Here is a 21,064-nt window from a genome sequence, read left to right as displayed (position 1 = left end):
TGCTCATCGAACCAGTGCGGCGATCATCATATGAGCCGTGCCGAAATCCATGACGACGTGCGGAATCAGGGCGAGCGGCCCGGTGCCGCCGGACGGATGCGCCGCCGCATGCCACAGCGACCGCCGCATCGGCACCAGCGTCAGCACCGCGTCGGCGACGAAGATCGCGGCGAGCACCATGATCGGCACCGGCGCGGGGCCCGTGCCGGGCTGATCATGGTGCCCATGCCCCGACATGGCGTAGAGCATGGCCGCCGCCGCCAGCAGGTGGTAGGCGATCATCGCGACGCGGGCGCCGGGCATGGAGCGATTTCCCGTGCGCCACTGCAGCATCCGCCCCAGCAGCAGACCCGCGTAGACCACCACCATCGCGGTCAGCACCGCATCGAGTGCCTGCGGGCTGGCTGCTACCGGGAATACCAGCATCGCCATCATGACCAGGCACATCAGCAGGTGCGCGGCCTCCGACTCGTAATCGAGCGAGGGTGAAATATCGGTCGCTCCTCCGGTTTTCGCGCCGATCGGCACCGCCGCCACCCGGGTCAGCACGATCACCGCGGTCACCGCGAACGCCGCCACCACTCCCCACCGCAGCGGACCGAACGCCAAGACGAATTCGGCCACACCCGACCACCTTTCCGCCTCGCCCCTCCGCTGCCCTTGTCTCCATGCTCGCATCCGCTGCCAGGTAAGGGCACCCTTTCCGGGTGGCAATTCGATTGGAGGGAAGCCGTACGGTCGGTTTAGCGTGTCGGTATGCGAATTGTGGTGGACGATGTGACCGGTGCCGAGATGATCGGGCTCCTGGGCCAACATCTGGCGGATATGCATGCGCATTCTCCCGAGGACAGCGTGCATGCACTGGATCTCGATGGGCTGCGCAAACCGGAGGTCACCGTGTGGACGGTGTGGGAGGGCGATGCGCTGGCGGGATGCGGTGCGCTGAAGGAGCTCGACCCCACCCACGGGGAGATCAAGTCGATGCGCACCGCGGCCGGATTCCAGCGCCGCGGCGTCGCATCGCTACTGCTGGACCACATCGTCGACCAGGCCCGCGATCGCGGCTATGACCGGCTCAGCCTGGAGACCGGGGCCGATGCCTTCTTCGCGCCCGCGGTCCGGCTCTACCATCGGCACGGCTTCCGGCTCTGCCCGCCGTTCGCCGACTACGTGGAGGATCCGCACAGCGTCTTCATGACGCTGGCACTGTAGCCGATCAGCCGAGGGCGCGCGCGAAAGCGGCGGCCATCTCGGCGACCTGCTGCTCGCCGATGACGAACGACGGCGAGATCTGCAGGGCGCCCTGACCCGCCACTCGGCCCGAAACCCCTTGGGCGCGCAGGGCCTTCACCATGGCCGGGCCCTCGGCCGGATCGGCGAGCTGGACCGCGGCCACGGCGCCCAGACCGCTGCGGACCTCGGCCACCCGGGGATGGGCCGCCAGCGGCGAGAAGTGTTCGTACAGCAGCGATTCCAGGTTCTTGCTGGCGTCGAGCAGGTTTTCGCGTTCGATGATGTCCAGGTTGGCCATGGCCGCGGCGGCCGCGCCCGCGTGGCCGCCGTAGGTGTAGCCGTGGCGGAACCAGACGCCGCCGGAGAAGAACCGGTCGGCCACCCGCGGGGCCACGAACACCGCGCCCATCGGCACATAGCCCGAGGTGAGTCCCTTGGCGGTGGTCATCAGGTCCGGTTCCAGGCCGAAGCGGGTGGAGGCGAACCAGGAGCCGCCGATGCGTCCGAAGCCGGTGACGACCTCGTCGGCGACGAACAGGATGTCGTGGTCGCGGCACAGTTGCCGAACCTCGGTCAGGTAGCCCTCCGGCGGGAGGTAGATGCCGCCCGCACCGATGATCGGCTCGCAGAAGAAGGCCGCGATGCGGTCGGAGCCCACCTCGTCGATCAGTTCGCGCAGTGCGCGGGCGTCGTTCCATTCGACGGTGCGGGCGTCGGGCATCAGTTCGCCGTATCCCTCGCGGTTGACCGCGATTCCGCCCAGGGCCGTGCCCGCGACGTGCATACCGTGATATGCCAGGCGGCGGCCGACGATGAGCTTCTTGTCGGGACGGCCCATTTCGTGCCAGTACCGGCGGGCCAGTTTGGCGGCCGTGTCGACGGAATCGGAACCGCCCGAGGTGAACATGATCTTGCTGCCCGGCACCGGCGCGAGCTCCGAGAGCCGCTGCGCCAGTTGCTGGGTCACCGGTGCGGCGAGGTCACCGAAGTTGCTGTAGTGCGCCAGCGTGGACAGCTGAGCGGCCACCGCGTCGGCGATCTCACGACGGCCGTGTCCGACGTTGGCGAACCACAGGCCGCCGGTCGCGTCGAGGTAGCGGGTGCCCGCCTGGTCCCAGATGTAGGCGCCGTCCCCGCGAGCCACCACGAACGCGCCGTCGCGCTCCACCGCACCCATATCGGCGAATCCGTGCCACAGCGCACCCATGTTCAGGCTCCTCTCCTCATCCGGCCGACCGCAGCAAACCACGCCGCCGCCGCGTCGCCAGAGTACCTGCGGCCGACGCCACGGCCGCGCGCAGTGCGGCGACCATGATCGGCCGCCACCGCGCCGCGGCTCACTCAGGCGGGCGCATCCCGCGGTTCGCGCCTCGCGTCCAAACCGGCCACCGCGACCGCCATCAGCGCAAACACCACCGCGAACATCACCAAGCCGATCAGCAACGACGGATACCCCTGCGTGCGCGGATCCAGGAACGGGTACGGATACCACCCCACCATCGCGCCCCGGATCAGGCTGTAGACCCCGTACAGCACCGGATAGGCCATCCAGCCGACCACCAGCCGAGCGGTCACCCGCAACCGCGCAGACACCAACAGCCAATCGACCACCAGCACGATCGGCAGCACCCGATGCAGCGTGTGGTTGACCCATCTGTCGTAGAGCAGCACGTCCACATTGGCCAACAGCACCGCGTACACCACCCCGGTGATCAGCAGATACAACGTGGCCGCCCCACGCACCACCTGCCAGCCCCGCCCGCCGGGATCGAACAGTCCCCCACCCAGCAGAACCATCACCCCGAGAATGTTCGACTCGACGGTGAAGAAGCTGAGGTAGTTACCCAGCGAAAACCACTCGGCCCCACCGTTGCGCGCCGGAGTCCACACCAACGCAACAACTCCCAGCACCCCGAACCCGATCCGCCCCACACGAATCCACGCTGGCGACCCCGCACCGGTGATCATGCCCCCGATCCTCGCACACCCCAAGCCCAAAAGCCGCATCCCAGCAGCCACCCGGCAACCCAATCCGAGACCCCCGTCGCCCGGCCTGGCGGCCGGGTGACGGGGATGCGAGACAACCCAGAGACGACGGGAATGCAAGACATCCCAGAGACGACGGGAATGCGAGACGACCCAGAGACGACGGGAATGCGAGGTCGCTGACAGCCAGCGGGAGCTGGGCCTCCCGCCGAGACGCGGGATTGCGGGGGCGAGGCAAGCGGCGGGAATGCGGGACGACCCGGCAGGCGGCAGGGACCTGAGGTCACTCGCCGAGAGCAGGTATGCGAGGCAACCCAGCAGACGGCATGGATGCGAGGTCGCTGACAGACGGCCGGAGCTGGGCCCTCCCGACGAGACGCGGGATTGGGGGGCGAGGCAAGCGGCGGAATGCGAGGCACCTCGGTGGGAGGTGGTGGGAATGCGGGGCGACCCGGTGGCCGGACGATAGTGGCTGGGCGGTGGGGTTATAGCCGGGGCGGTAAGAGGGGCGGGGTTTTGCGGGTGGGTGAGGGGAACTGCTGGTCCCGAGAGGGGGCAAGGTGGTTAGGGGCGGTTGGGGAGGGGGTGGCTGTTGGTGGGGCGGAGGTGGGTGAGGAAGGTTGTGATGGTGGTGGTGAGGGTGCGCAGTTCGTCCCAGATGAAGGCGACGACGCCGATGATGACGGAGATGGCCCGCAGGGCGCGGACCCACCCTGGAGTTCCCGAACCAGCGGTCATGGGTCGATGCTGACATATCGGGCGGGGCGAGGGGGCAAGATCAATCAGACAGCAATCTTTCAGTGATCTTCTGCTCGGGGCGCGACTGCCGGTCGCGGGCGTGGCTTCGCTACGCTGGTCGGTGCAATGACCAGGACCGCCGCACATTCTCGCGAGCTACGCACCCGCCTGGCCGATCTCTCGATCCGCGACGAACATCGGTTGCGCCGACGGCTCGACAAGGCCCGCGGCGGGGATATCGGCACCCTCGAGGCCGAGATCTCGGCCGCCGAGCGGCGGATCGAGGCCCGGCGCGCCGCCGTACCGGCCATCCGCTATCCCGAGCAGTTGCCGGTGTCGGCCCGGCGCGACGATATCGCCGCGGCCATCGCCGCCCATCAGGTCGTGGTGATCGCCGGTGAAACCGGCTCCGGTAAGACGACCCAGATCCCGAAGATCTGCCTGGAGCTCGGGCGCGGCATCCGCGGCACCATCGGCCACACCCAGCCCCGCCGGCTGGCCGCGCGCACGGTGGCCGAGCGGATCGCCGAGGAGTTGGGCACCGAACTCGGCGACGTCGTCGGCTACACCGTGCGGTTCACCGACCTAGCCTCCGAGCGGACGCTGGTCAAGCTGATGACCGACGGCATCCTGCTCGCCGAGATCCAGCGCGACCGGCTGTTGCGCCGCTACGACACGATCATCATCGACGAGGCGCACGAGCGCAGCCTCAATATCGACTTCCTGCTCGGCTATCTGAAGCAGTTGCTGCCCAAGCGGCCCGACCTGAAGGTGATCATCACCTCCGCCACGATCGATCCGGAGCTGTTCGCCCGCCACTTTGCCGACGCACAGGGCACGCCGGCGCCGATCGTGGAGGTGTCGGGGCGGTCGTATCCGGTCGAGGTTCGCTATCGCCCGCTGGCGCTGGAGATTCCGGCGCCCGTGGGCGAGGGCGAGGACGACGAGGACGTCGACCCGCGCATCGTCGACCGCGATCCGGTCGACGCCATCGGCGATGCGGTCACCGAACTGCTCGCCGAGGGCGACGGCGACGTGCTGGTGTTCCTGTCCGGCGAACGCGAAATCCGCGACACCGCCGACGCTCTGCGCGATCTGAAGCTGCCGCGCACCGAGATCCTGCCGCTGTATGCCCGACTGTCGGCCGCCGAACAGCATCGGGTGTTCCAGCCGCACACAGGGCGCCGCGTGGTGCTGGCCACCAACGTCGCCGAGACCTCGCTGACCGTGCCGGGCATCCGCTATGTCGTGGATCCGGGAACCGCCCGCATCTCCCGCTATTCGATGCGCACCAAGGTGCAGCGGCTGCCGATCGAGCCGATCTCGCAGGCATCGGCCCGCCAGCGCTCCGGCCGCTGCGGTCGCGTCGCCGACGGCATCTGCATCAGGCTGTACTCCGAGGACGATTTCGAATCCCGCCCGGCATTCACCGAACCGGAGATCCTGCGCACCAACCTGGCCGCGGTCATTCTGCAGATGACCGCGCTCGGGCTGGGCGATATCGAGAACTTCCCCTTCGTGGAGCCGCCGGATCGACGTGCGATCCGCGACGGCATCGCGCTGCTGGAAGAGCTGGGCGCCCTCGCCCGGAAGCCCTCGGCCGCACAAGAATCCGGCCCGCGCGGGGACGGGAAACAAGCGCGCCCTGCCGCGACCGAGGACGAGGGCGGCCCCGAGGACCGTGCCGACGGGCACGACCGGACGGCGAAACCACGACGTCAGCGCGAGGCGATGGTCGGTGATCTCGTCCTCACTCCCGTCGGCCGGGAGATGGCGCAGATTCCGGTGGATCCGCGCATGGCGCGAATGCTGGTGGAGGCCAACAAGAACGGCTGTCTGCCCGAGGTGCTGGTGATCGTGGCGGCGCTGTCGATTCAGGATGTGCGCGAGCGACCGGCCGAATCCCAGCAGGCCGCCGACGCCGAACATGCTCGGTTCACCGTGGAGGGCTCGGACTTCCTGGCCTATCTGCGGCTGTGGGACTATCTGCGGTCGCAACGGAAGTCGTTGTCGTCCAACCAGTTCCGCCGCATGTGCCGCGAGGAGTTCCTGCACTATCTGCGGATCCGGGAGTGGCAGGACCTGCACGGGCAGCTGCGGACCATCACCAAGGGCCTGGGCTGGGAGAGCGACCGGGCCGTGCCCCCGGCGGGCGACGACTCCGACTCCCTGCCTTGGGATTCCACCGCGATTCATCAATCCCTGCTGGCGGGAATGCTGTCCCATATCGGACTGCGCGAGGCGGAGACCCGGGAGTTCCTCGGCGCCCGCAATGCCAAGTTCATGATCTTCCCGGGTTCGTCGCTGGCCAAGAAGCCGCCGCGCTGGGTGATGGCAGCCGAATTGGTCGAGACCTCCCGGCTGTGGGCGCGGATGGCGGCCCGCATCGAACCGGAATGGGCCGAACGGCTGGCCGGGGATCTGGTCAAACGCACCTATTCCGAACCACATTGGTCGGCCAAGCGCGGCGCCGCCATGGCCTACGAGCGGGTCACTCTCTACGGGATTCCGCTGGTGACCCAGCGCCGCGTCGACTTCGGCCGCATCGATCCACAGCTGGCGCGGGAACTGTTCATCCGTCATGCGCTGGTGCAGGGCGAATGGCAGACCCGGCACGAATTTTTCCACCGCAACCGCGAATTGATCGACGACGTCGCCGATCTGGAGAACCGGGCGCGCCGCCGCGACATTCTCGTCGACGACCAGGTGCTGTTCGACTTCTACGACCGCCGCATCCCCGCCGACGTCGTCTCGGTCCGGCACTTCGACAGCTGGTGGCGCAAGGCCGGGCGCAAGGATCCGACGCTGCTGGACTTCTCGACCTCGACAGTCGTCAATTCCGATGCCGCCGTGCTGGATCCGGCCGCCTTCCCCGACACCTGGCGCCAGGGCGAGCTGACCTTCCCCCTCACCTACCAGTTCGAGCCGGGGCAGGCCGACGACGGTGTCACCGTGCACATTCCGGTCGCGCAGCTCGCGCATGTGCGGGCGGTCGGCTTCGACTGGCTGGTGCCCGGTATGCGCGAGGAGTTGGCCGCAGCGCTGATCAAGACGCTGCCGAAACAGCTGCGGCGCACCGTCGTTCCCGCGCCGGACTTCGCCAAGGCGGCCCTGGCCCGGCTCACCCCGCGGGCCGAGCCACTGCGTATCGGGCTGGCGCGCGAGCTGTCACAGCTCGGTTCGGTCACCATCACGGCGAACGATCTCGACTTCTCCGCGCTGCCCGATCACCTGCGCATGACATTCGCCGCCACCGCGCCGGACGGCACGATCATCGATCGCGACAAGAATCTGGCGGCATTGAAAAACCGCCTGGCCGACCAGGTTTCGAAGTCGGTCGCGCGCGCCACCAAGGCCGCCGAACGACCACCGACGACGGTGTGGACCTCGGAGTCGCTGGGCACGCTGGAGCCGACGGTGCGCCGCCAGGTGGGGGGCCAGACCATCACCGGGTATCCGGCGCTGGTGCCCGAAGGCGACGGAGTGGCGGTGCGGGTGCTGTCCTCGCCCGCCCAGCAGGTCGCGGCCATGCGCGCCGGTACCCGCGCCCTGCTGCTGAACGAGCTGCCGACCTCGGCGCGGGCAGCCACGGCCGGGCTGTCACCCACCGATCGTCTTGCGCTGAGCCAGAACCCGTACGGCTCGCTGGAGGCGCTGATCGAGGATTGCCGCGCCTGCGCCGCCGATGAGCTGATCGCCGCCAACGGGGGCCCGGTCCGCAGTCCGGAGGAGTTCCGCGCACTGGTCGAACGGATCCGGCCGCGGTTCGGCGACACCGTCGTCCGCATCGTGCGCCTGGTGGTGCCGGTGCTCGCCGAGGCCCACCGGGTGCGAACCGCATTGTCCGACACCGCCGATCGCGATATCGCCGACGATGTCCGCCATCAGCTGGACGAGCTGGTCTTCGCCGGCTTCATCTCCGAATTCGGCAGCATTCGGCTGCGCGAACTGCCCCGCTATCTGCAGGCCGCCGTGCTGCGCCTGCAGGCGCTGCCCGCCTCGACGGGCCGCGACCGCCAGGGCATGGCCGAACTCGACCGCGCCCACGCCGCCTACCAGAACCTGCTCGACAGCCTCCCCGAATCCCGCCGCACCGCCCCGGACGTCACCGAAATCTGGTGGATGATCGAGGAATTGCGCGTAGGCCTGTTCGCCCAGCAACTCGGCACCCCCTACCCGGTGTCGGCCAAGCGAATCGAGAAGGCCATCAACGCCGTCCGCACCGCCCCGGCCAAACGCCCCACCAGATAAGCCCGCGACCCACGTCCCGTTGATTCCGGCGTGCCCGTGCCCTGCGTAATTCCGGATTCCGCGTGCTCGCGGCCCTGTGTGATTCCGGGTTCCGCGTGCTCGCGGCCCTGTGTGATTCCGGGTTTCGGCGTGCTCACTTCCCTGTTTGATTCCGGCGTGCTTTTGGCCGGAATCACACAGGGTCAGTCGGCATTGGCACCGACCGCGTGGTCGGCGCGGTGGCGGCGGAGATGGGCGATTTCGCGCTCGAAATCCTCGGCGGAGCTGAAGGATCGGTAGACCGAGGCGAACCGCAGGTAGGCGACCTCGTCGAGGTCACGCAGCGGGCCGAGAATCGCCAGGCCCACCTCGTGGCTGGGCACCTCCGGAGATCCCTTGGCCCGCACGGCATCCTCGACCTGCTGGGCGAGCAGGTTCAGCGCATCGTCGTCGACCTCGCGGCCCTGACAGGCGCGGCGCACCCCGCGAATCACCTTTTCCCGGCTGAACGGTTCGGTGACACCGCTGCGCTTGACCACCGAGAGAATGGCGGTCTCGACCGTGGTGAATCGTCGCCCACACTGCGGGCAGGCGCGGCGGCGCCTGATCGCGGTGCCTTCCTCGGCCTCACGCGAGTCGACCACACGTGAATCCGGGTGACGACAGTACGGGCAATGCATCCGAGATCCTTCGTCGATGCCTGGGCTCGCGGTCGCACCGGAGCGGGTGTACAGGACTCTCTTCCCGATAGCAACCTCGAGGATACCCGCAGCCCAGGTCGCGCCGCCGACCGGCCGGTCTCAGACGGTCAGCTGCCAGGCGCCGGTGAGGTCGGCGAGCAGTTCGGGCAGCCGGACCACCAGGCGGCCGCGCGCGAGCTGGTCGGGGAACGGAACCGACAGCACGGCCTGGGCCACGGCCCGGTCGGCCTGCAGATCCCCATAGCGCGGCACGATATCGCCGGTGAGATAGGTCCAGCGGCTGTCGCGATCGGCCCAGTTGAAGTTCGGCAGCGAGGTGCGCAGCGCCCACCGGCGACCGTCCACGTCGGCGGACACGGTGGCCGAGGCGAACAGGCCGGGGGCGCGCACGCCCGGCACCGCGGGCTTACCGGCGACGGTGCTGACGTAGGTCAGCACCCGGCCCATCACGCCGCGGCCCGCCGCGGTGGCGTCCCACTGGTCGGCGATGATCTGGTTCTGCTCCCGGTCGGTCATCCGGATCAGGGCGTCGATGCGGCCCGCCTCGGTGCCGGAGGCGATGGAACGCCAGGACTCGACGGCGTTGTCGTCGAGGACCCCTGCCCGGTACATCTCCTCGATCGCGGGCAGCCCCTCGGCCGCATAGGCCTCGTGCATCGGCACCTGGTCGAGGAAGATATGCCGCTGCATGACCATCAACCGGGTCTGGTACCAGGTCAGATCCGCGGCCGTGAGTCGCTCCCCCTCGGTGCCCAGCAACCGCAGATCCGAGGGCAGCAACTCCAGCAGGGGTGCCGGCGTCTGACGGAGCAGATCGGCGACGGCACTGCCGAGCTGGTGCACGCCGGGCACGCTCACCACCGCGCCGACGTCGTTCATATCGAAGAATCCGGCGGCGAACGACCCGCCGGCCAATTCGGCCAGGCCCGCCCAGTAGAAGTCCGGATGGGTGGTGGCCAGCCGACGGTAGTTCACATACACCTGGGTGAAGGTGCGGGCATTGGCGGCGACGCCGCGCCCGGGATCCCATTCGGCCAGATCGATACCGGCGTTGTCGGCCGCTACGACGAGCCAATACTGATGCAGCAGTGCGGCATAGCGCCGCGGCGGCACCCCATCGGCCCGGGCCTGCTCGACCGCGGCGCGCAGGGCCGTAACGTCCAGGGGCAGTGCGGGATTGAGCCCGCCGCCCGCGGACCCGTCGCCGTTGACGGCGGGGAGGTCGAGATAGGCGGCGTAACCGGGATCGGCGTGGACGACCGGCGCGGCCGTCGCTCCGATCAGCGCCAGCGTCAGCAGAACGGCGATGCGGGCGAACGTGCGCACCCGGCGTGCGGTGGTGGGTGGAGTCATGGTGCCATGCCCTCGAAATCGATCATCGGCGAATGTCGCCCAGGTCACATTCCGAGCACAGTAGCAACCCGTTTCAGTCGATGATCAACAAATTCGGCCACTCCGCTTGGCCCTCTACCCGCATCCCGCCCGGCTCAACGCGACCGCGCCGGCACGACCAGCGTCCGCCCCGCGGTGACCTCGGCACCGCGCAATCCATTGAGCTCCACGATCTTGCGGACCGTAGCCCACACCGGCTCGCCCGGGGCGATCCGGGCCGCCACGTCCGACAGCGACTCCCCCGACTGGACCTGCACTACGGTCGTGCGCTCGGCGCCGGGAGCCCCCGAACGCCACTGGGCCACCCCGATCAGCCCGCCCACCGCCGTGGCGCTGAGCACCGCGGTGACCGCCAGCGTCGCGAAGCCCACCCGGGCCCGCTCCACACGGGCCATGGGATGTAGGCCCCGATCCCGGTCACCCGCGGTGGCGCGCGTTCGCACGCGCCGGTAATCGACCCGGGCGGACGCCGGGCGGGCGCAGCGCGGGCGCCGGTTGCCGACGGCGGCCGGGCGCTCGCGGCTCGGCACGCCGACCCGCGCCGGTCGCCGCTCGGCGCGCGGGACGGTGTCGAAGCCCAGATCGGCGTCGGCGGAGTCGAATTCGCTGATCGCAGTGCGCATCGGACAGACCTCCAGGAAGATGTGCGGGAAGGGAACTCTGTGCGGTTGGAGCCGGCGAGCCGAGAATCGCGGTGTTCGATCATGTGTTCGAAGAACTGGTGTTCGATTTCTACCACGGGGCACCGACAAAGTCACGGGTTTGCGCGACATGCGTCGAACAGATGTTTGAAACCTGGGCGTGAGCGGACTACATTCGAGACACGAAATCCGGTGAGACCCAATGACGAGCGCCGCGCGGGCCGGTCCCGCCGCGCGAGGAGGACCCAGCACACCCATGAACGGAGGACGGCGACCGTGAACGAAACTACGGTGGGCGGACACGACGACGTGGCCGACCCTGTCACCGCGTCCGACAGCGCCGAAACACCAGGCGGCGGGGCGGATCTCACGGTCCGTCAGCGCAAGGTGCTCGAGGTCATCCGCGAGTCGGTGAGCGAACGCGGCTACCCACCGAGCATCCGGGAGATCGGCGACGCGGTCGGGTTGACCTCGACCTCGTCGGTCGCCCACCAGTTACGGGCCCTCGAGCGCAAGGGCTATCTGCGCCGCGACCCCAACCGCCCGCGCGCGGTCGACGTTCGCGGCCTGGACGAAACCGCGGTGCGCGCGGTGGCCCCCGTGGCGAATCTGCGCCCGGTCGAGACCGACGCGGGTTCGGCCGGTCAGCCGGTCCCCACCTATGTGCCGGTGCTGGGCCGCATCGCCGCCGGTGGTCCCATCCTGGCCGAGCAGGCCGTGGAGGATGTGTTCCCGCTGCCGCGCGAACTGGTCGGCGAGGGCTCGCTGTTCCTGCTGAAGGTCGTCGGCGAGTCGATGATCGACGCGGCGATCTGCGACGGCGACTGGGTGGTGGTCCGCCAGCAGAACGTCGCCGACAACGGCGATATCGTCGCCGCGATGATCGAGGGTGAGGCGACGGTCAAGACGTTCAAGCGCACCGGCAAGCAGGTCTGGCTGATGCCGCACAACCCGTTGTTCGAACCGATTCCCGGTAACGAGGCCCAGATCCTGGGCAAGGTCGTCACGGTCATCCGCAAGGTCTGAGGTCAGCGGCGGAAGCGGGCCCGCAGCTGCGGGTCGTTCTCCCACCACAGGCCGGTGGTCGGCGGCTCCTCGTCGACGGCCACCGAGGCGTGTCGCGGCGAACGGGGCGGGCGCGGATCCGCCTCGGCCGCATCGAGTTCGGCATCGATCTCGGCGGCCCGGCGGCGCTCGTCCGAGGCCCACGACCGCATGAGCGACAGCAGGTACGGCAGGCCGAGCACATCGCCGAGCACCCAGAGCACACCCGCGCCGATGATCTGGTCCATGCGCGGGTCCGGGCCCCAGGTGCGGCCGATCTCGGCGTAGTAGTCGGCGGCCACCAGCGGCCCCCACCAGAGCACCAGGCCCAGAATGCCGTCGGCGAGCGATTCGAAGACGGTGATCAGCAGCGAGATCGACTGCGAGAAACGCTGCGGCACCGGATCGGTCTGCAGCCGCGAATAGAAGTAGACGAAGCCGATGGCGACCAACAGCAGCCGGGTCAGCGCGTCGATCGGCCCGTGCCGCAGCACCAGCTCGTACCACGGCGTGAGGAACAGCAACCAGGGCGCGGCGAGCACGGCCACCGACGGAACCAGCGGAAAGGTCAGCGCCCGCGCGAGCGACGAGCGCACCACCCGATCCAGCCGCGCCTGCCCCTGCGGCCCGAGCGCGTCCCGCAGCACGGTCACGGGTTGCCCGGCGGCCAGACCGAACGGCACCACATAGAGCAGCAGCAGCGTCTGCAGCGCCCGCACCCAGAACAGCGTGTCCGAATACACGCCGATCACGCTGATTCCGGTGAGCAGCCACACCCCCAGCCCGAGTCCGGCGAAGGAGGCCAGCCGCCCGGCCGGGACGGTCTGCGTGCGCCTCCGGGCCCGGCCGCGCGCGTACTGATAGCCGACCGCGAGCACCCCGGGCACCACGATCGCCGCGGTGTCCCAGCGCCAGGACGTCACGATCGACGCCAGCGTCAGCGGTGCGTCAGTCCATGCCACGGCAGCCAGTATGCACGGCACGAGAACGCCCCCCGACTCGCGGCCGGGGGGCGTTTGCGCTGATCGGACAATTCAGGCGAGCCGGTGGAGGGCGCTGCGGTGGGTGGGTCCGTGGGCATCCTCGCAGTGCGCCTGCGCGGGCGCGCCGATCTCGATCAGCTCCGGCTCGGCGTGGTCGACCTGCAGCGTGGCGTGCTCGATGTGATGGTCGTGGGCCAGCCAGTGCGCCAAGTCCTCACGGACGGCGTGGCAGTCGCCTCCCGGTTCCACCAGCACGTGCGCCGACAGTGCCGGAGAACCGGACGTGATCTCCCAGATGTGCAGATCGTGCACCTCGACCACGCCGTCGCGGGCGGCCATCTCCTGCCCGATCCGGGTGGGGTCCATATCGACGGGCGCCGCCTCGAGGAAGATGCGACTCGACTGGCGGACCAGGTTCAACCCGGCCCGCAGCATCAGCACGACCACGACGAGGGTGGCGATGGCGTCGGCGCGTGCGAAGCCGGTGATGAGAATCACGGCACCGGCCACGGCCGTGGCAATGAAGGCGTACAGGTCGTTGAGCACGTGCTGGTACGCGCCCTCGACATTGAGGCTGGTCCGGTTGGCTCGCGAGATCATCCAGGTGGCAACGAGATTCACCACGACGCCGACCAGTGCGGTGCCGAGCACCAGGCCACCGGCGACCTCGGGCGGATGGATCAGGCGGCGAATCGACTCGTACCCCAGCACCGCCCCCAGCAACAGCAACGTGATCCCGTTGGCCTGGGCGGACAGGATCTCCACTCGTTTCCAGCCGAAGGTCATCCGCCCGGTGGCGGGGCGGGCGGCGAGCCGGATCGCCCACAGCGCCAGGGCGATGGCCGCGGCGTCGGTGAGCATGTGAGCGGCGTCGGACAGCAGCGCCAGCGAGCCTGCGATCACGGCCACGACCACCTCGCCGACTATGTACACCACGAACACCGCGAGCGCACCGGCCAGCCAGCGCCGATCGCTGTCGGGCGAGGCGTGCGCGTGCTGGTGGGTGTGCCCGTGACCGTGTGCGTGTCCGGCTCCCATTGCTGTCCCCTCTCGTTCGTTCGGGCCGTCCGCGATCATATGCACACATCACTATGTATGCAAGGCGGGCGGTCACAGTGGCCTGCCTCACAGCCCGAAATCGGTCGATCCGGACATGAAAGGGGTTACCCGTCAACGGTTTTCGCTACACGGCGACCTCAACTTGACTTATTCCGGAAACCGGTCCACCATTTTCCGGGTCAGCACCTCGCTAGGCGAGGCTCCTGTACGAACACAGGCCACTGATCCGACGACGTCGAGAGACGCCCAGGGTTAGGACAGATCTTCCCGGATTAAGGGGTGATCCGAGGTGGCTTCCCGATCGGGATACGTCGTGCAGTGCCGAAGCTCTGACGAGAGGGGTGCCTACCTCGTCTTTCGACGGGCACTCCCCCTTGTGCGTGGTTCTGATATCGAGTGAGCGACGCGCGCGTGCGTCCTGGCAGCAAGGAGGTGAGGGACGAGATGACATCCGGCGATGGTCCGTATCCGAGTCCGAGTCGACAATCCATTCCGTTCCCGGCTTGCTGCGACACCGTTCGCGCCTGATCGAGCGGGCACCTTCACCGCCGTCCCCGGCAATCATCACGGGTCTGTGCGACCCACCCGATCTCGGGGTCGGCGCGTGTCCACGTGCGCTCGATCGTGCGCGAAAGCTGTTGTGGCGGCTGCTTTTCCCGAAGGAGTACGTCATGACCTTCACCGCATTCCCCCGTCACGTTTCCCTGATGGCCGCCCTGGGCGAATCCGCCCGCCGGGTCCGCGCCCGCTACAACCTCACCCCTGAGGAGCGGCGCAACCTGCGGGCCGCCCAGACCCCGCTGGCGGTCGTCACCGCCTCGCTCGGCGCCCACCCCTACCACCGGTAGGCGTCCTCAGTTCCGGCACGCCGGGGTCATCGGCGTGCCCTCTTCCCGCACGACACCGATGTGGCCGGGGTGCCGGTGATGCCGCTGGCCGCGACGACAAGGAAGGGAGAAACGGCCATGGCCTTCTTCTCCGGCGGCGCGACCCGCCGCACCCCGACCGCCGACACCACAACCGCCCACGCCGCGCCCACCGGCGCGGTTCTCGACAGCGCGCACGTCGGCGATATCGTCGGTGCGCTCGGCACCATCGGCGAACACGACACCCCGCACGGTCGCAGCCGATTGCAGCGGTTCAAGATGCTGCTGGCCGTCATCGGTCCCGGACTGATCGTCATGGTCGGCGACAACGACGCCGGTGGTGTCGCCACCTACGCCCAGGCCGGTCAGAACTACGGCATGGCCCTGGGGTGGACTCTGCTGCTGTTGATTCCGGTGCTGTATGTCAACCAGGAGATGGTCGTGCGCCTGGGCGCGGTCGCCGGTGTCGGACACGCCCGGCTGATCTTCGCCCGCTTCGGCAAGTTCTGGGGCGCGTTCAGCGTCGGCGACCTGTTTCTGGTCAATGCCCTGACCATCGTCACCGAATTCATCGGTGTCGCACTGGCTCTCGGCTACTTCGGGCTGCCCAAGGCGATTTCGGTGCCGCTGGCGGCGGTGCTGCTGTTCGCCGTCGTCGCCGGTGGATCGTTCCGGCGCTGGGAGCGCTTCCTGTTCGGGCTCATCGCGATCAACATCGTGATGTTCCCGCTGGCGTTCATGGTGCATCCCCGAGTGTCCGAGACAGCACGAGGTTTCCTTCCGTCGCTGCCGGGCGGGCTGAATTCCGCGCTGCTGTTGCTCATCGTCGCCGTCGTCGGCACCACCGTCGCACCGTGGCAGCTGTTCTTCCAGCAGTCCAACATCGTCGACAAGCGCATCACTCCCCGCTGGATCCGCTACGAACGCATCGATCTGTGGATCGGCATCGTGGTGGTGATGCTCGGTGCGGTCGCGATCATGGCCGCGGCGGCGTTCGGACTGGCCGGAACCGAGGCGGCGGGCAACTTCACCGACGCCGGCGCGGTGGCGCAGGCGCTGCACGACCACCTGGGTGAGACCGTCGGCGCCCTGTTCGCCATTCTGCTGCTCGACGCCTCGCTGATCGGGGCCAATGCCGTCGGCCTGGCCACCACTTACGCGCTCGGCGACACCCTCGGCAAGCGGCACTCGCTGCACTGGAAGCTCAGTGAGGCACCGGTGTTCTATCTGGGCTATGCCCTGCTGCTGGCCGTCGCCGCCGCCGTCTCGTTCAGCCCCGACCACGTGCTCGGCCTGCTCACCCAGGGCGTGCAGGCGCTGGCCGGAGTGCTGCTGCCCTCGGCGACGGTATTCCTGGTGCTGCTGTGCAACGACAAGGCCGTCCTCGGTCCGTGGGTGAATACCGCACGGCAGAACATCGTCGCCGGGGCCATCGTGTGGGTGCTGGTGCTGCTGTCGCTGGCACTCACCGCGGCGACGTTCTTCCCCGATCTGTCCACCGTGAGCCTGGAGATGTTCTTCGCGGTGGGCGCGCTCGTCGGCCTGCTCGGCGGTGCGGTCCTCGCCGTCGCCCTGCGCCGCGGAGGGCGACGGGCCGCCGCCGAGCGGACGGCGGCCGAACTCGGCGGGCTGGATCCGGATCAGATCGAGGAGCTCGAGTCGACCCGGCTGTCGCGGGCCGAGCGCAAGGCGATCCGGGAGCGGGACCGCGACTGCTGGCGCACTCCGGCCCTGGACACCTTGCCGCGCCCGGCGTTCTCGCCGCTGCGGCTCGCCGGAATGGTTGCCCTGCGCGGCTATTTGGCGCTCGCGGTCGTCCTGGTCGCGGTGAAGATCGCGCAGTCGATCGGCGGCTGACCCGAGACCGCCACCCGCCGTCACAGTGGTTCGGGACAGACGGCGGGCCGGCACATCACGGCCGGGCACCGCACCCTTCGGTGCGCTGCCCGGCCGTGTTCTGTCAATTCGACAGGCAAACTTGCAAGTTTGCCTGTCCTATTTCAGACTGGTTCGCATGGAGGACGCAGCTGATCGGCCGGTATCGCCACCATCCGACAGATTGGCCGCGGCGGCGAGCGAATTGCGCGTGGTGATCAGTCGGCTGCTGCGGCAGTTGCGCGCCCAGCACTCCCACCACGAGCTCACCCCCTCCCAGGCGGTGGTGCTGGGACGGCTCGGTACCGACGGCCCGGCGACGGTGGCGGCGCTGGCGCGCGCGGAAAGCGTGCGGCCGCAATCGATGCGCCTGACCCTCGGCGCCTTGGAGGAACGCGGCCTCGTCGAACGGGCGCCGCACCCGACCGACCAACGCCAGGTGCTGATGTCCCCGACCCCCGCCGGTAACCAACTGCTCGACGCCGCGCGCCTGGCCAAAGAGGATTGGCTGGCCCGCGCGATGGCCACCAAACTCTCCCCCGCCGAACAGGATTCGCTGCTCGCCGCGATTCCGGTGCTGCGCCGGCTCCTCGAGCCCTGACCTCATCGAGCCGATCTCGACCGAACTGAGAGGACGCCCATGCCCGCGACCACCCTCGACCCCCGTACCGCCCTGGTCCTGATCGACCTGCAGCGCGGCATCACCGCCATGCCGACCGTGCCGCATGCCGCCCACGAGGTGGTGGCGCACTCCGCCGAACTCGCCCGCGCCTTCCGCAAGGAGGGCCTGCCGGTGGCGCTCGTGCGGGTTTCGTTCGCACCCGACGGTGCCGACGCGCCGCCCGGCCGGACCGAGGTCGCCGGTCCGACAGGTGCTTTGCCCCAGGGCTGGGACGAGTTGGTCGGCGAACTCGACGTGCAGCCCACCGATATCGTGATCACCAAGCGGCAGTGGGGCGCCTTCCACGGCACCGAACTCGATCTGCAACTGCGCCGCCGCGGCGTCACCGGCATCGTGCTGGGCGGGATCGCGACCAGCATCGGCGTGGAGTCCACCGCCCGCGCGGCACACGAGCACGGCTATCACGTCACCGTGGCCACCGACGCGATCGGCGACCGCGATACCGACTCGCACCGGCACAGTGTCGACAAGATCTTTCCCCGGCTCGGCGAAACCGCCACGACCGAGGAAATCCTCACGCTGCTCGCGGCCCGCTAATTCGAGTCCCCATTGCTGTCCGCGATGCCTTGATGCACGGTCAGCAGCAGATGGTCGAAGCGGCCGCGCACATCGGTGGCGGTGCGGGTGAGCTCGGCGATCTCGGCGGTCAGCCGGGCGCACAGGGAGCGCAGTGGAACGCGGGTCTCCTGGGAACGCCACAGCAGCAACCGCAGGGCCTGCTCGGCGCTGATTCCGTAGACCACCATCAGCGCGCCCCGGGCCTGTTCGATCTCGGCGCCCGCGGCGAACAATTCGGGCAGCGTTTCGTCCAAGGTGCGCCGCTGTTGTTCGGCCACGGTGGTGGTGAGGTCGATGTAATAGCCCGCCGTGCCGATCTGCTGACCCGATTCGTCGAGCAGCTGGTCCGACACCACGATCACATGATGGATGCGCCCGGTGGTGTCGACGATGCGGTGACTGCTCGAGAACGGTGCCCCGTCCTCCACCGACGTGATCAGCGCGGCCACGCGGTCGCGGTCCTCGGGGTGTTTGTGCGAGAGCAGCAATTCGGTGGTCGGCTCCACCTCGCCCGGTCTGTAGCCGTGCATCCGCGCCACCTCGGGCGACCACTCCCAGTGCCGCTCGGCGAACAGGTACCGAAACGTGCCGATGCCCTCTTCGGGCGCACCGGTGCCGATGACCTGCTCGATCGTGTTCGCATCCTCCGGGTTCAGTTCGCCGTCAGCAGCCACTGTGCCAGTATCCGACTCCCCGCCGCCCGGCGCGACCGGACCGCATTAAGATATACGAAAGCCTGCCGCTCAGGAATTGCGGCGGCGGTGATTGTTTTGCGCCTTTCCGTCATTCCGTCCGGGAAACGCCGAAATAGCGTCGGATTCGCTGTACAGGACGCCCTTGCGGTACGGTATACACAATCCCAGTTAGTTCCGTGTCCGTGTGAAAGGGCTCAGTGATGGCCAAGAAGGTCACCGTCACACTCATCGACGATTACGACGGTAAGTCCAAAGCGGATGAGACCGTGCAGTTCTCGATCGACGGTGTGGCCTATGAAATCGATCTGTCGACGTTGAATGCAGGCAAGCTTCGGGGGGCACTCGAGCCCTGGACGGAAAAGGCCCGCAAGGTGGGCCGGGTGAAGGCCGGCACTACCGCACGGCCGAAGACCGCCGCCGACCGCGAGCAAACCGTCGCCATCCGGGAATGGGCGAAGAAACACGGTTACAACGTCTCGGCGCGCGGCCGAATTTCCTCCGAGATCGTCTCCGCCTATCACAAAGCGAACAAGTAACAGTTCACTCGGGCGCGCCGCCCCGAGAATAGGGGGGTCGGACAGCCCGTCCCGGTCGGCAGGTCCCACTCCGGGGTGACGATCGCGAAGCCGGGATCGGGCTTTCCGGTTACCCGAAAGCGCTGTCCTGCAACAGTTTCGCCTACTCTACCGGCGAATATTCCTACTGACGCACGGGAGTACGGTCGAACCGGACTGATAGCACCGGTAGGCCATCGTCACGATGTGGCCAGCCGGTCCGTAACAGCCACGGGTGAACCACTTTTCGGCGATCACGACCACCCCCGCAGCGTCCCGTCGGGTACACCCACCCGCACCCGAGGAGGCGCGAAAGCCGCTCCCACCGTTGGCGAAGCCGGGGAAGTACCGGTCGTCACCGCCGCGGGAACTCGCCGACACGCCGACTGCGCCACGCGGGAACATTCCGCCCGGTAGCACGCCGCCGCGAGCGAGTGTCGTCGGCGCGGTAGCCTGGTGCTCTGGTTCGGCGCCACGCCGTTCCCGCAATTCGGTGAGTGCAGGTCGGATCTGGGCGGGGGTGGGTTTGCATGACACGACGCAGCGACATCGCGGCGCTGGCACGGCAATGGCGAACCGCGGTCGCCGACACCGGTTTCGTCCCGATGTCGATGCGTGAGCTCGACCGGCTGCTGGCCGGGCTGATCGAGCGGCTGATCGATGCCGCATCGACCGAGCCCTTCGACCCCGCCGCCGCGGCGCCGGTGGGCGCGGAACTGGTGCGGGCCAATCTGACCGACCCGCAGGTGCTGGCCCGCTCGGCCCGCGCCTTGGCCCCGCTCACGGAAATGATTGCACCGCACGGGCAGCGGCTGATCGAACTGCTGGGTGAGCTGTCACGCGGCTACACCGAGGCCCTGCTGTCGGTACGGGCGCAGCATCAGGAGATGCTGCATTCGGCCATGGCCGACGCCCGCCACGCCGCCGAGGTGCGATTCCGGGTGATGTTCGACAATGCCGCGGTCGCCATCGGCATCGGCGACACCGCCGGGCGCGTGGTCGATGTCAATCCGACGCTCGCGGCGATGCTCGGCCTGCCGGTGCAGCAACTGCGCGGGCGGTCGGTGTCGGAGCTGGTGCACCCCGAGGACCGCGCCGAAATGCAAACGCGGGTCTATGAGGAACTGCTGGCGGCGGGCTCCGGAACCGTGCGGCTGGAGCTGCGGTATCGCCGCCCCGACGGCAGCGGCGGCTGGGCCGCGTGGGCGATCACGCTGGTGCCCGAGACCGGGGGCCGGTCCGCCTATCTGCTGGTGGTCGGCGAGGACACCACTCAGCGCCGGGCCCTGCAGGCGGAGCTGCACCGGCAGGCCCGCCACGATCCCCTGACCGGGCTGCCGAATCGGCGCCAGCTGGTGGACACCCTCGCCGCGATCATCGCCGGTGCCGGACCGGGTGACCGGGTGGGTCTGGGGTTCATCGATCTGGACGGCTTCAAGACGATCAACGACACCTACGGCCACGGCGTCGGCGATCGATTGCTGACCGCGGTGGCCAACCGCCTGGCCACCCATGCCCTGGGTGCCATGACGGCCCGGGTGGGCGGCGACGAATTCGTGGTCCTGTTCACCCCACCGTGCGATGCGGTGCGGGTGGCGACGATCGTGGAGACGATGCTGAGCGCGCTGTCCGAGCCGATCCCCGTGGACGACCATCTGCTGCGGGTGTCGGCGTGTATCGGTGCGGTGGTCACCCCGGTGGCGAATGCGGACGCCGAAAAGTTGCTCGATGCCGCCGACGCCGGGTTGTACCGCGCCAAGGCTGCCGGCCCCAATCGCTGGGTGTTGCACAGTATCGACACCGCCGCAGGGCGCTGCCCGGCCTAGG

At 68.8% G+C, this 21,064-nt stretch carries 19 protein-coding genes and 1 riboswitch; of the genes, 9 read left to right on the top strand and 10 right to left on the bottom strand.

Features of this window, described 5'->3' with window-relative positions:
* Nucleotides 1–3: 3 nt before the first annotated feature.
* Nucleotides 4–624 (bottom strand): DUF5134 domain-containing protein, encoded by a 621-nt coding sequence (locus IU452_RS38885; protein WP_195109445.1) that lies wholly within the window; start codon nt 622–624, stop codon nt 4–6.
* Between the two features lie 132 nt (nt 625–756).
* On the opposite strand from IU452_RS38885, the gene IU452_RS14125 reads away from it, so the two are divergent.
* Nucleotides 757–1,212 (top strand): GNAT family N-acetyltransferase, encoded by a 456-nt coding sequence (locus IU452_RS14125; RefSeq protein WP_195109444.1) that lies wholly within the window; start codon nt 757–759, stop codon nt 1,210–1,212.
* A 4-nt stretch (nt 1,213–1,216) separates the two neighbouring features.
* Here the strand turns inward: IU452_RS14125 and IU452_RS14120 are convergent, their stop codons facing one another.
* From IU452_RS14120 to IU452_RS14110, 3 genes are all read right to left on the bottom strand, one after another.
* Nucleotides 1,217–2,440, bottom strand: a complete 1,224-nt coding sequence (locus IU452_RS14120; RefSeq protein WP_195109443.1) for an aspartate aminotransferase family protein — start codon at nt 2,438–2,440, stop codon at nt 1,217–1,219.
* A 134-nt stretch (nt 2,441–2,574) separates the two neighbouring features.
* The gene (locus IU452_RS14115; RefSeq protein WP_195109442.1) at nt 2,575–3,201 is read right to left on the bottom strand and encodes a Pr6Pr family membrane protein; all 627 of its coding nucleotides are present in this window, start codon (nt 3,199–3,201) and stop codon (nt 2,575–2,577) included.
* A 582-nt stretch (nt 3,202–3,783) separates the two neighbouring features.
* Complete coding sequence (locus tag IU452_RS14110) at nt 3,784–3,957, bottom strand: hypothetical protein (protein WP_195109441.1); 174 nt, start codon at nt 3,955–3,957, stop codon at nt 3,784–3,786.
* Nucleotides 3,958–4,083: 126 nt separating this feature from the next.
* On the opposite strand from IU452_RS14110, the gene hrpA reads away from it, so the two are divergent.
* A complete protein-coding gene (hrpA, locus tag IU452_RS14105; RefSeq protein ID WP_195109440.1) occupies nt 4,084–8,208 on the top strand; it encodes an ATP-dependent RNA helicase HrpA in 4,125 nt (1,374 codons plus the stop codon).
* Between the two features lie 182 nt (nt 8,209–8,390).
* On the opposite strand, the gene nrdR is transcribed toward hrpA, so the two are convergent.
* From nrdR to IU452_RS14090, 3 genes are all read right to left on the bottom strand, one after another.
* Nucleotides 8,391–8,867 (bottom strand): transcriptional regulator NrdR, encoded by a 477-nt coding sequence (nrdR, locus tag IU452_RS14100; RefSeq protein ID WP_195109439.1) that lies wholly within the window; start codon nt 8,865–8,867, stop codon nt 8,391–8,393.
* A gap of 120 nt (nt 8,868–8,987) precedes the next feature.
* Nucleotides 8,988–10,241, bottom strand: a complete 1,254-nt coding sequence (locus tag IU452_RS14095; RefSeq protein WP_195109438.1) for a hypothetical protein — start codon at nt 10,239–10,241, stop codon at nt 8,988–8,990.
* Nucleotides 10,242–10,375: 134 nt separating this feature from the next.
* Nucleotides 10,376–10,903, bottom strand: a complete 528-nt coding sequence (locus IU452_RS14090; RefSeq protein ID WP_195109437.1) for a LysM peptidoglycan-binding domain-containing protein — start codon at nt 10,901–10,903, stop codon at nt 10,376–10,378.
* A 327-nt stretch (nt 10,904–11,230) separates the two neighbouring features.
* Between IU452_RS14090 and lexA the strand changes: the two genes are divergently transcribed.
* On the top strand, nt 11,231–11,947 hold the full coding sequence (lexA, locus tag IU452_RS14085; protein ID WP_195109646.1) for a transcriptional repressor LexA: 717 nt from the start codon (nt 11,231–11,233) through the stop codon (nt 11,945–11,947).
* A 2-nt stretch (nt 11,948–11,949) separates the two neighbouring features.
* On the opposite strand, the gene IU452_RS14080 is transcribed toward lexA, so the two are convergent.
* Nucleotides 11,950–12,927 carry a cytochrome c oxidase assembly protein gene (locus IU452_RS14080; protein ID WP_195109436.1) on the bottom strand — a complete coding sequence of 326 codons (978 nt, stop codon included), beginning with the start codon at nt 12,925–12,927 and terminating at the stop codon, nt 11,950–11,952.
* 72 nt (nt 12,928–12,999) lie between these two features.
* A complete protein-coding gene (locus IU452_RS14075; RefSeq protein WP_195109435.1) occupies nt 13,000–13,986 on the bottom strand; it encodes a cation diffusion facilitator family transporter in 987 nt (328 codons plus the stop codon).
* A gap of 200 nt (nt 13,987–14,186) precedes the next feature.
* Nucleotides 14,187–14,355: riboswitch (M-box (ykoK) riboswitch) on the top strand.
* A 323-nt stretch (nt 14,356–14,678) separates the two neighbouring features.
* Here IU452_RS14075 and IU452_RS14070 point away from each other — a divergent pair.
* From IU452_RS14070 to IU452_RS14055, 4 genes are all read left to right on the top strand, one after another.
* Nucleotides 14,679–14,855: a hypothetical protein gene (locus tag IU452_RS14070; protein WP_195109684.1), complete on the top strand. Its 177-nt coding sequence runs from the start codon at nt 14,679–14,681 to the stop codon at nt 14,853–14,855.
* A gap of 117 nt (nt 14,856–14,972) precedes the next feature.
* On the top strand, nt 14,973–16,730 hold the full coding sequence (locus IU452_RS14065) for an NRAMP family divalent metal transporter (protein WP_195109434.1): 1,758 nt from the start codon (nt 14,973–14,975) through the stop codon (nt 16,728–16,730).
* A gap of 157 nt (nt 16,731–16,887) precedes the next feature.
* A complete protein-coding gene (locus tag IU452_RS14060; RefSeq protein WP_195109433.1) occupies nt 16,888–17,349 on the top strand; it encodes a MarR family winged helix-turn-helix transcriptional regulator in 462 nt (153 codons plus the stop codon).
* 39 nt (nt 17,350–17,388) lie between these two features.
* Nucleotides 17,389–17,967 carry a hydrolase gene (locus tag IU452_RS14055; protein ID WP_195109432.1) on the top strand — a complete coding sequence of 193 codons (579 nt, stop codon included), beginning with the start codon at nt 17,389–17,391 and terminating at the stop codon, nt 17,965–17,967.
* Here IU452_RS14055 and IU452_RS14050 read toward each other — a convergent pair.
* Nucleotides 17,964–18,662, bottom strand: coding sequence for a PAS and ANTAR domain-containing protein (locus IU452_RS14050; protein ID WP_195109431.1), 699 nt, complete (start codon nt 18,660–18,662; stop codon nt 17,964–17,966). The genes IU452_RS14055 and IU452_RS14050 overlap by 4 nt on opposite strands.
* Nucleotides 18,663–18,883: 221 nt before the next feature.
* Between IU452_RS14050 and IU452_RS14045 the strand changes: the two genes are divergently transcribed.
* Both IU452_RS14045 and IU452_RS14040 read left to right on the top strand, forming a co-directional pair.
* Nucleotides 18,884–19,219: a histone-like nucleoid-structuring protein Lsr2 gene (locus IU452_RS14045; RefSeq protein WP_195109430.1), complete on the top strand. Its 336-nt coding sequence runs from the start codon at nt 18,884–18,886 to the stop codon at nt 19,217–19,219.
* A gap of 548 nt (nt 19,220–19,767) precedes the next feature.
* Nucleotides 19,768–21,063 carry a diguanylate cyclase domain-containing protein gene (locus tag IU452_RS14040; protein WP_195109429.1) on the top strand — a complete coding sequence of 432 codons (1,296 nt, stop codon included), beginning with the start codon at nt 19,768–19,770 and terminating at the stop codon, nt 21,061–21,063.
* The last annotated feature ends 1 nt before the right edge of the window (nt 21,064 follow it).

Origin of the sequence: Nocardia transvalensis, from assembly GCF_015477765.1 — a bacterium.
In the GTDB taxonomy this organism is placed as follows: Bacteria; Actinomycetota; Actinomycetes; order Mycobacteriales; family Mycobacteriaceae; genus Nocardia; species Nocardia transvalensis_A.
This window is presented reverse-complemented; position numbering and strand designations above follow the sequence as displayed.

Excerpts from the sequence above, each read along its gene's own strand:
- IU452_RS14125 (WP_195109444.1), top strand. The coding sequence starts at position 757 with ATGCGAATTGTGGTGGACGATGTGACCGGTGCCGAGATGATCGGGCTC.
- IU452_RS14120 (WP_195109443.1), bottom strand. The coding sequence starts at position 2,440 with ATGGGTGCGCTGTGGCACGGATTCGCCGATATGGGTGCGGTGGAGCGC.
- IU452_RS14115 (WP_195109442.1), bottom strand. The coding sequence starts at position 3,201 with ATGATCACCGGTGCGGGGTCGCCAGCGTGGATTCGTGTGGGGCGGATC.
- IU452_RS14110 (WP_195109441.1), bottom strand. The coding sequence starts at position 3,957 with ATGACCGCTGGTTCGGGAACTCCAGGGTGGGTCCGCGCCCTGCGGGCC.
- hrpA (WP_195109440.1), top strand. The coding sequence starts at position 4,084 with ATGACCAGGACCGCCGCACATTCTCGCGAGCTACGCACCCGCCTGGCC.
- nrdR (WP_195109439.1), bottom strand. The coding sequence starts at position 8,867 with ATGCATTGCCCGTACTGTCGTCACCCGGATTCACGTGTGGTCGACTCG.
- IU452_RS14095 (WP_195109438.1), bottom strand. The coding sequence starts at position 10,241 with ATGACTCCACCCACCACCGCACGCCGGGTGCGCACGTTCGCCCGCATC.
- IU452_RS14090 (WP_195109437.1), bottom strand. The coding sequence starts at position 10,903 with ATGCGCACTGCGATCAGCGAATTCGACTCCGCCGACGCCGATCTGGGC.
- IU452_RS14075 (WP_195109435.1), bottom strand. The coding sequence starts at position 13,986 with ATGGGAGCCGGACACGCACACGGTCACGGGCACACCCACCAGCACGCG.
- IU452_RS14070 (WP_195109684.1), top strand. The coding sequence starts at position 14,679 with ATGACCTTCACCGCATTCCCCCGTCACGTTTCCCTGATGGCCGCCCTG.
- IU452_RS14065 (WP_195109434.1), top strand. The coding sequence starts at position 14,973 with ATGGCCTTCTTCTCCGGCGGCGCGACCCGCCGCACCCCGACCGCCGAC.
- IU452_RS14060 (WP_195109433.1), top strand. The coding sequence starts at position 16,888 with ATGGAGGACGCAGCTGATCGGCCGGTATCGCCACCATCCGACAGATTG.
- IU452_RS14055 (WP_195109432.1), top strand. The coding sequence starts at position 17,389 with ATGCCCGCGACCACCCTCGACCCCCGTACCGCCCTGGTCCTGATCGAC.
- IU452_RS14045 (WP_195109430.1), top strand. The coding sequence starts at position 18,884 with ATGGCCAAGAAGGTCACCGTCACACTCATCGACGATTACGACGGTAAG.
- IU452_RS14040 (WP_195109429.1), top strand. The coding sequence starts at position 19,768 with ATGACACGACGCAGCGACATCGCGGCGCTGGCACGGCAATGGCGAACC.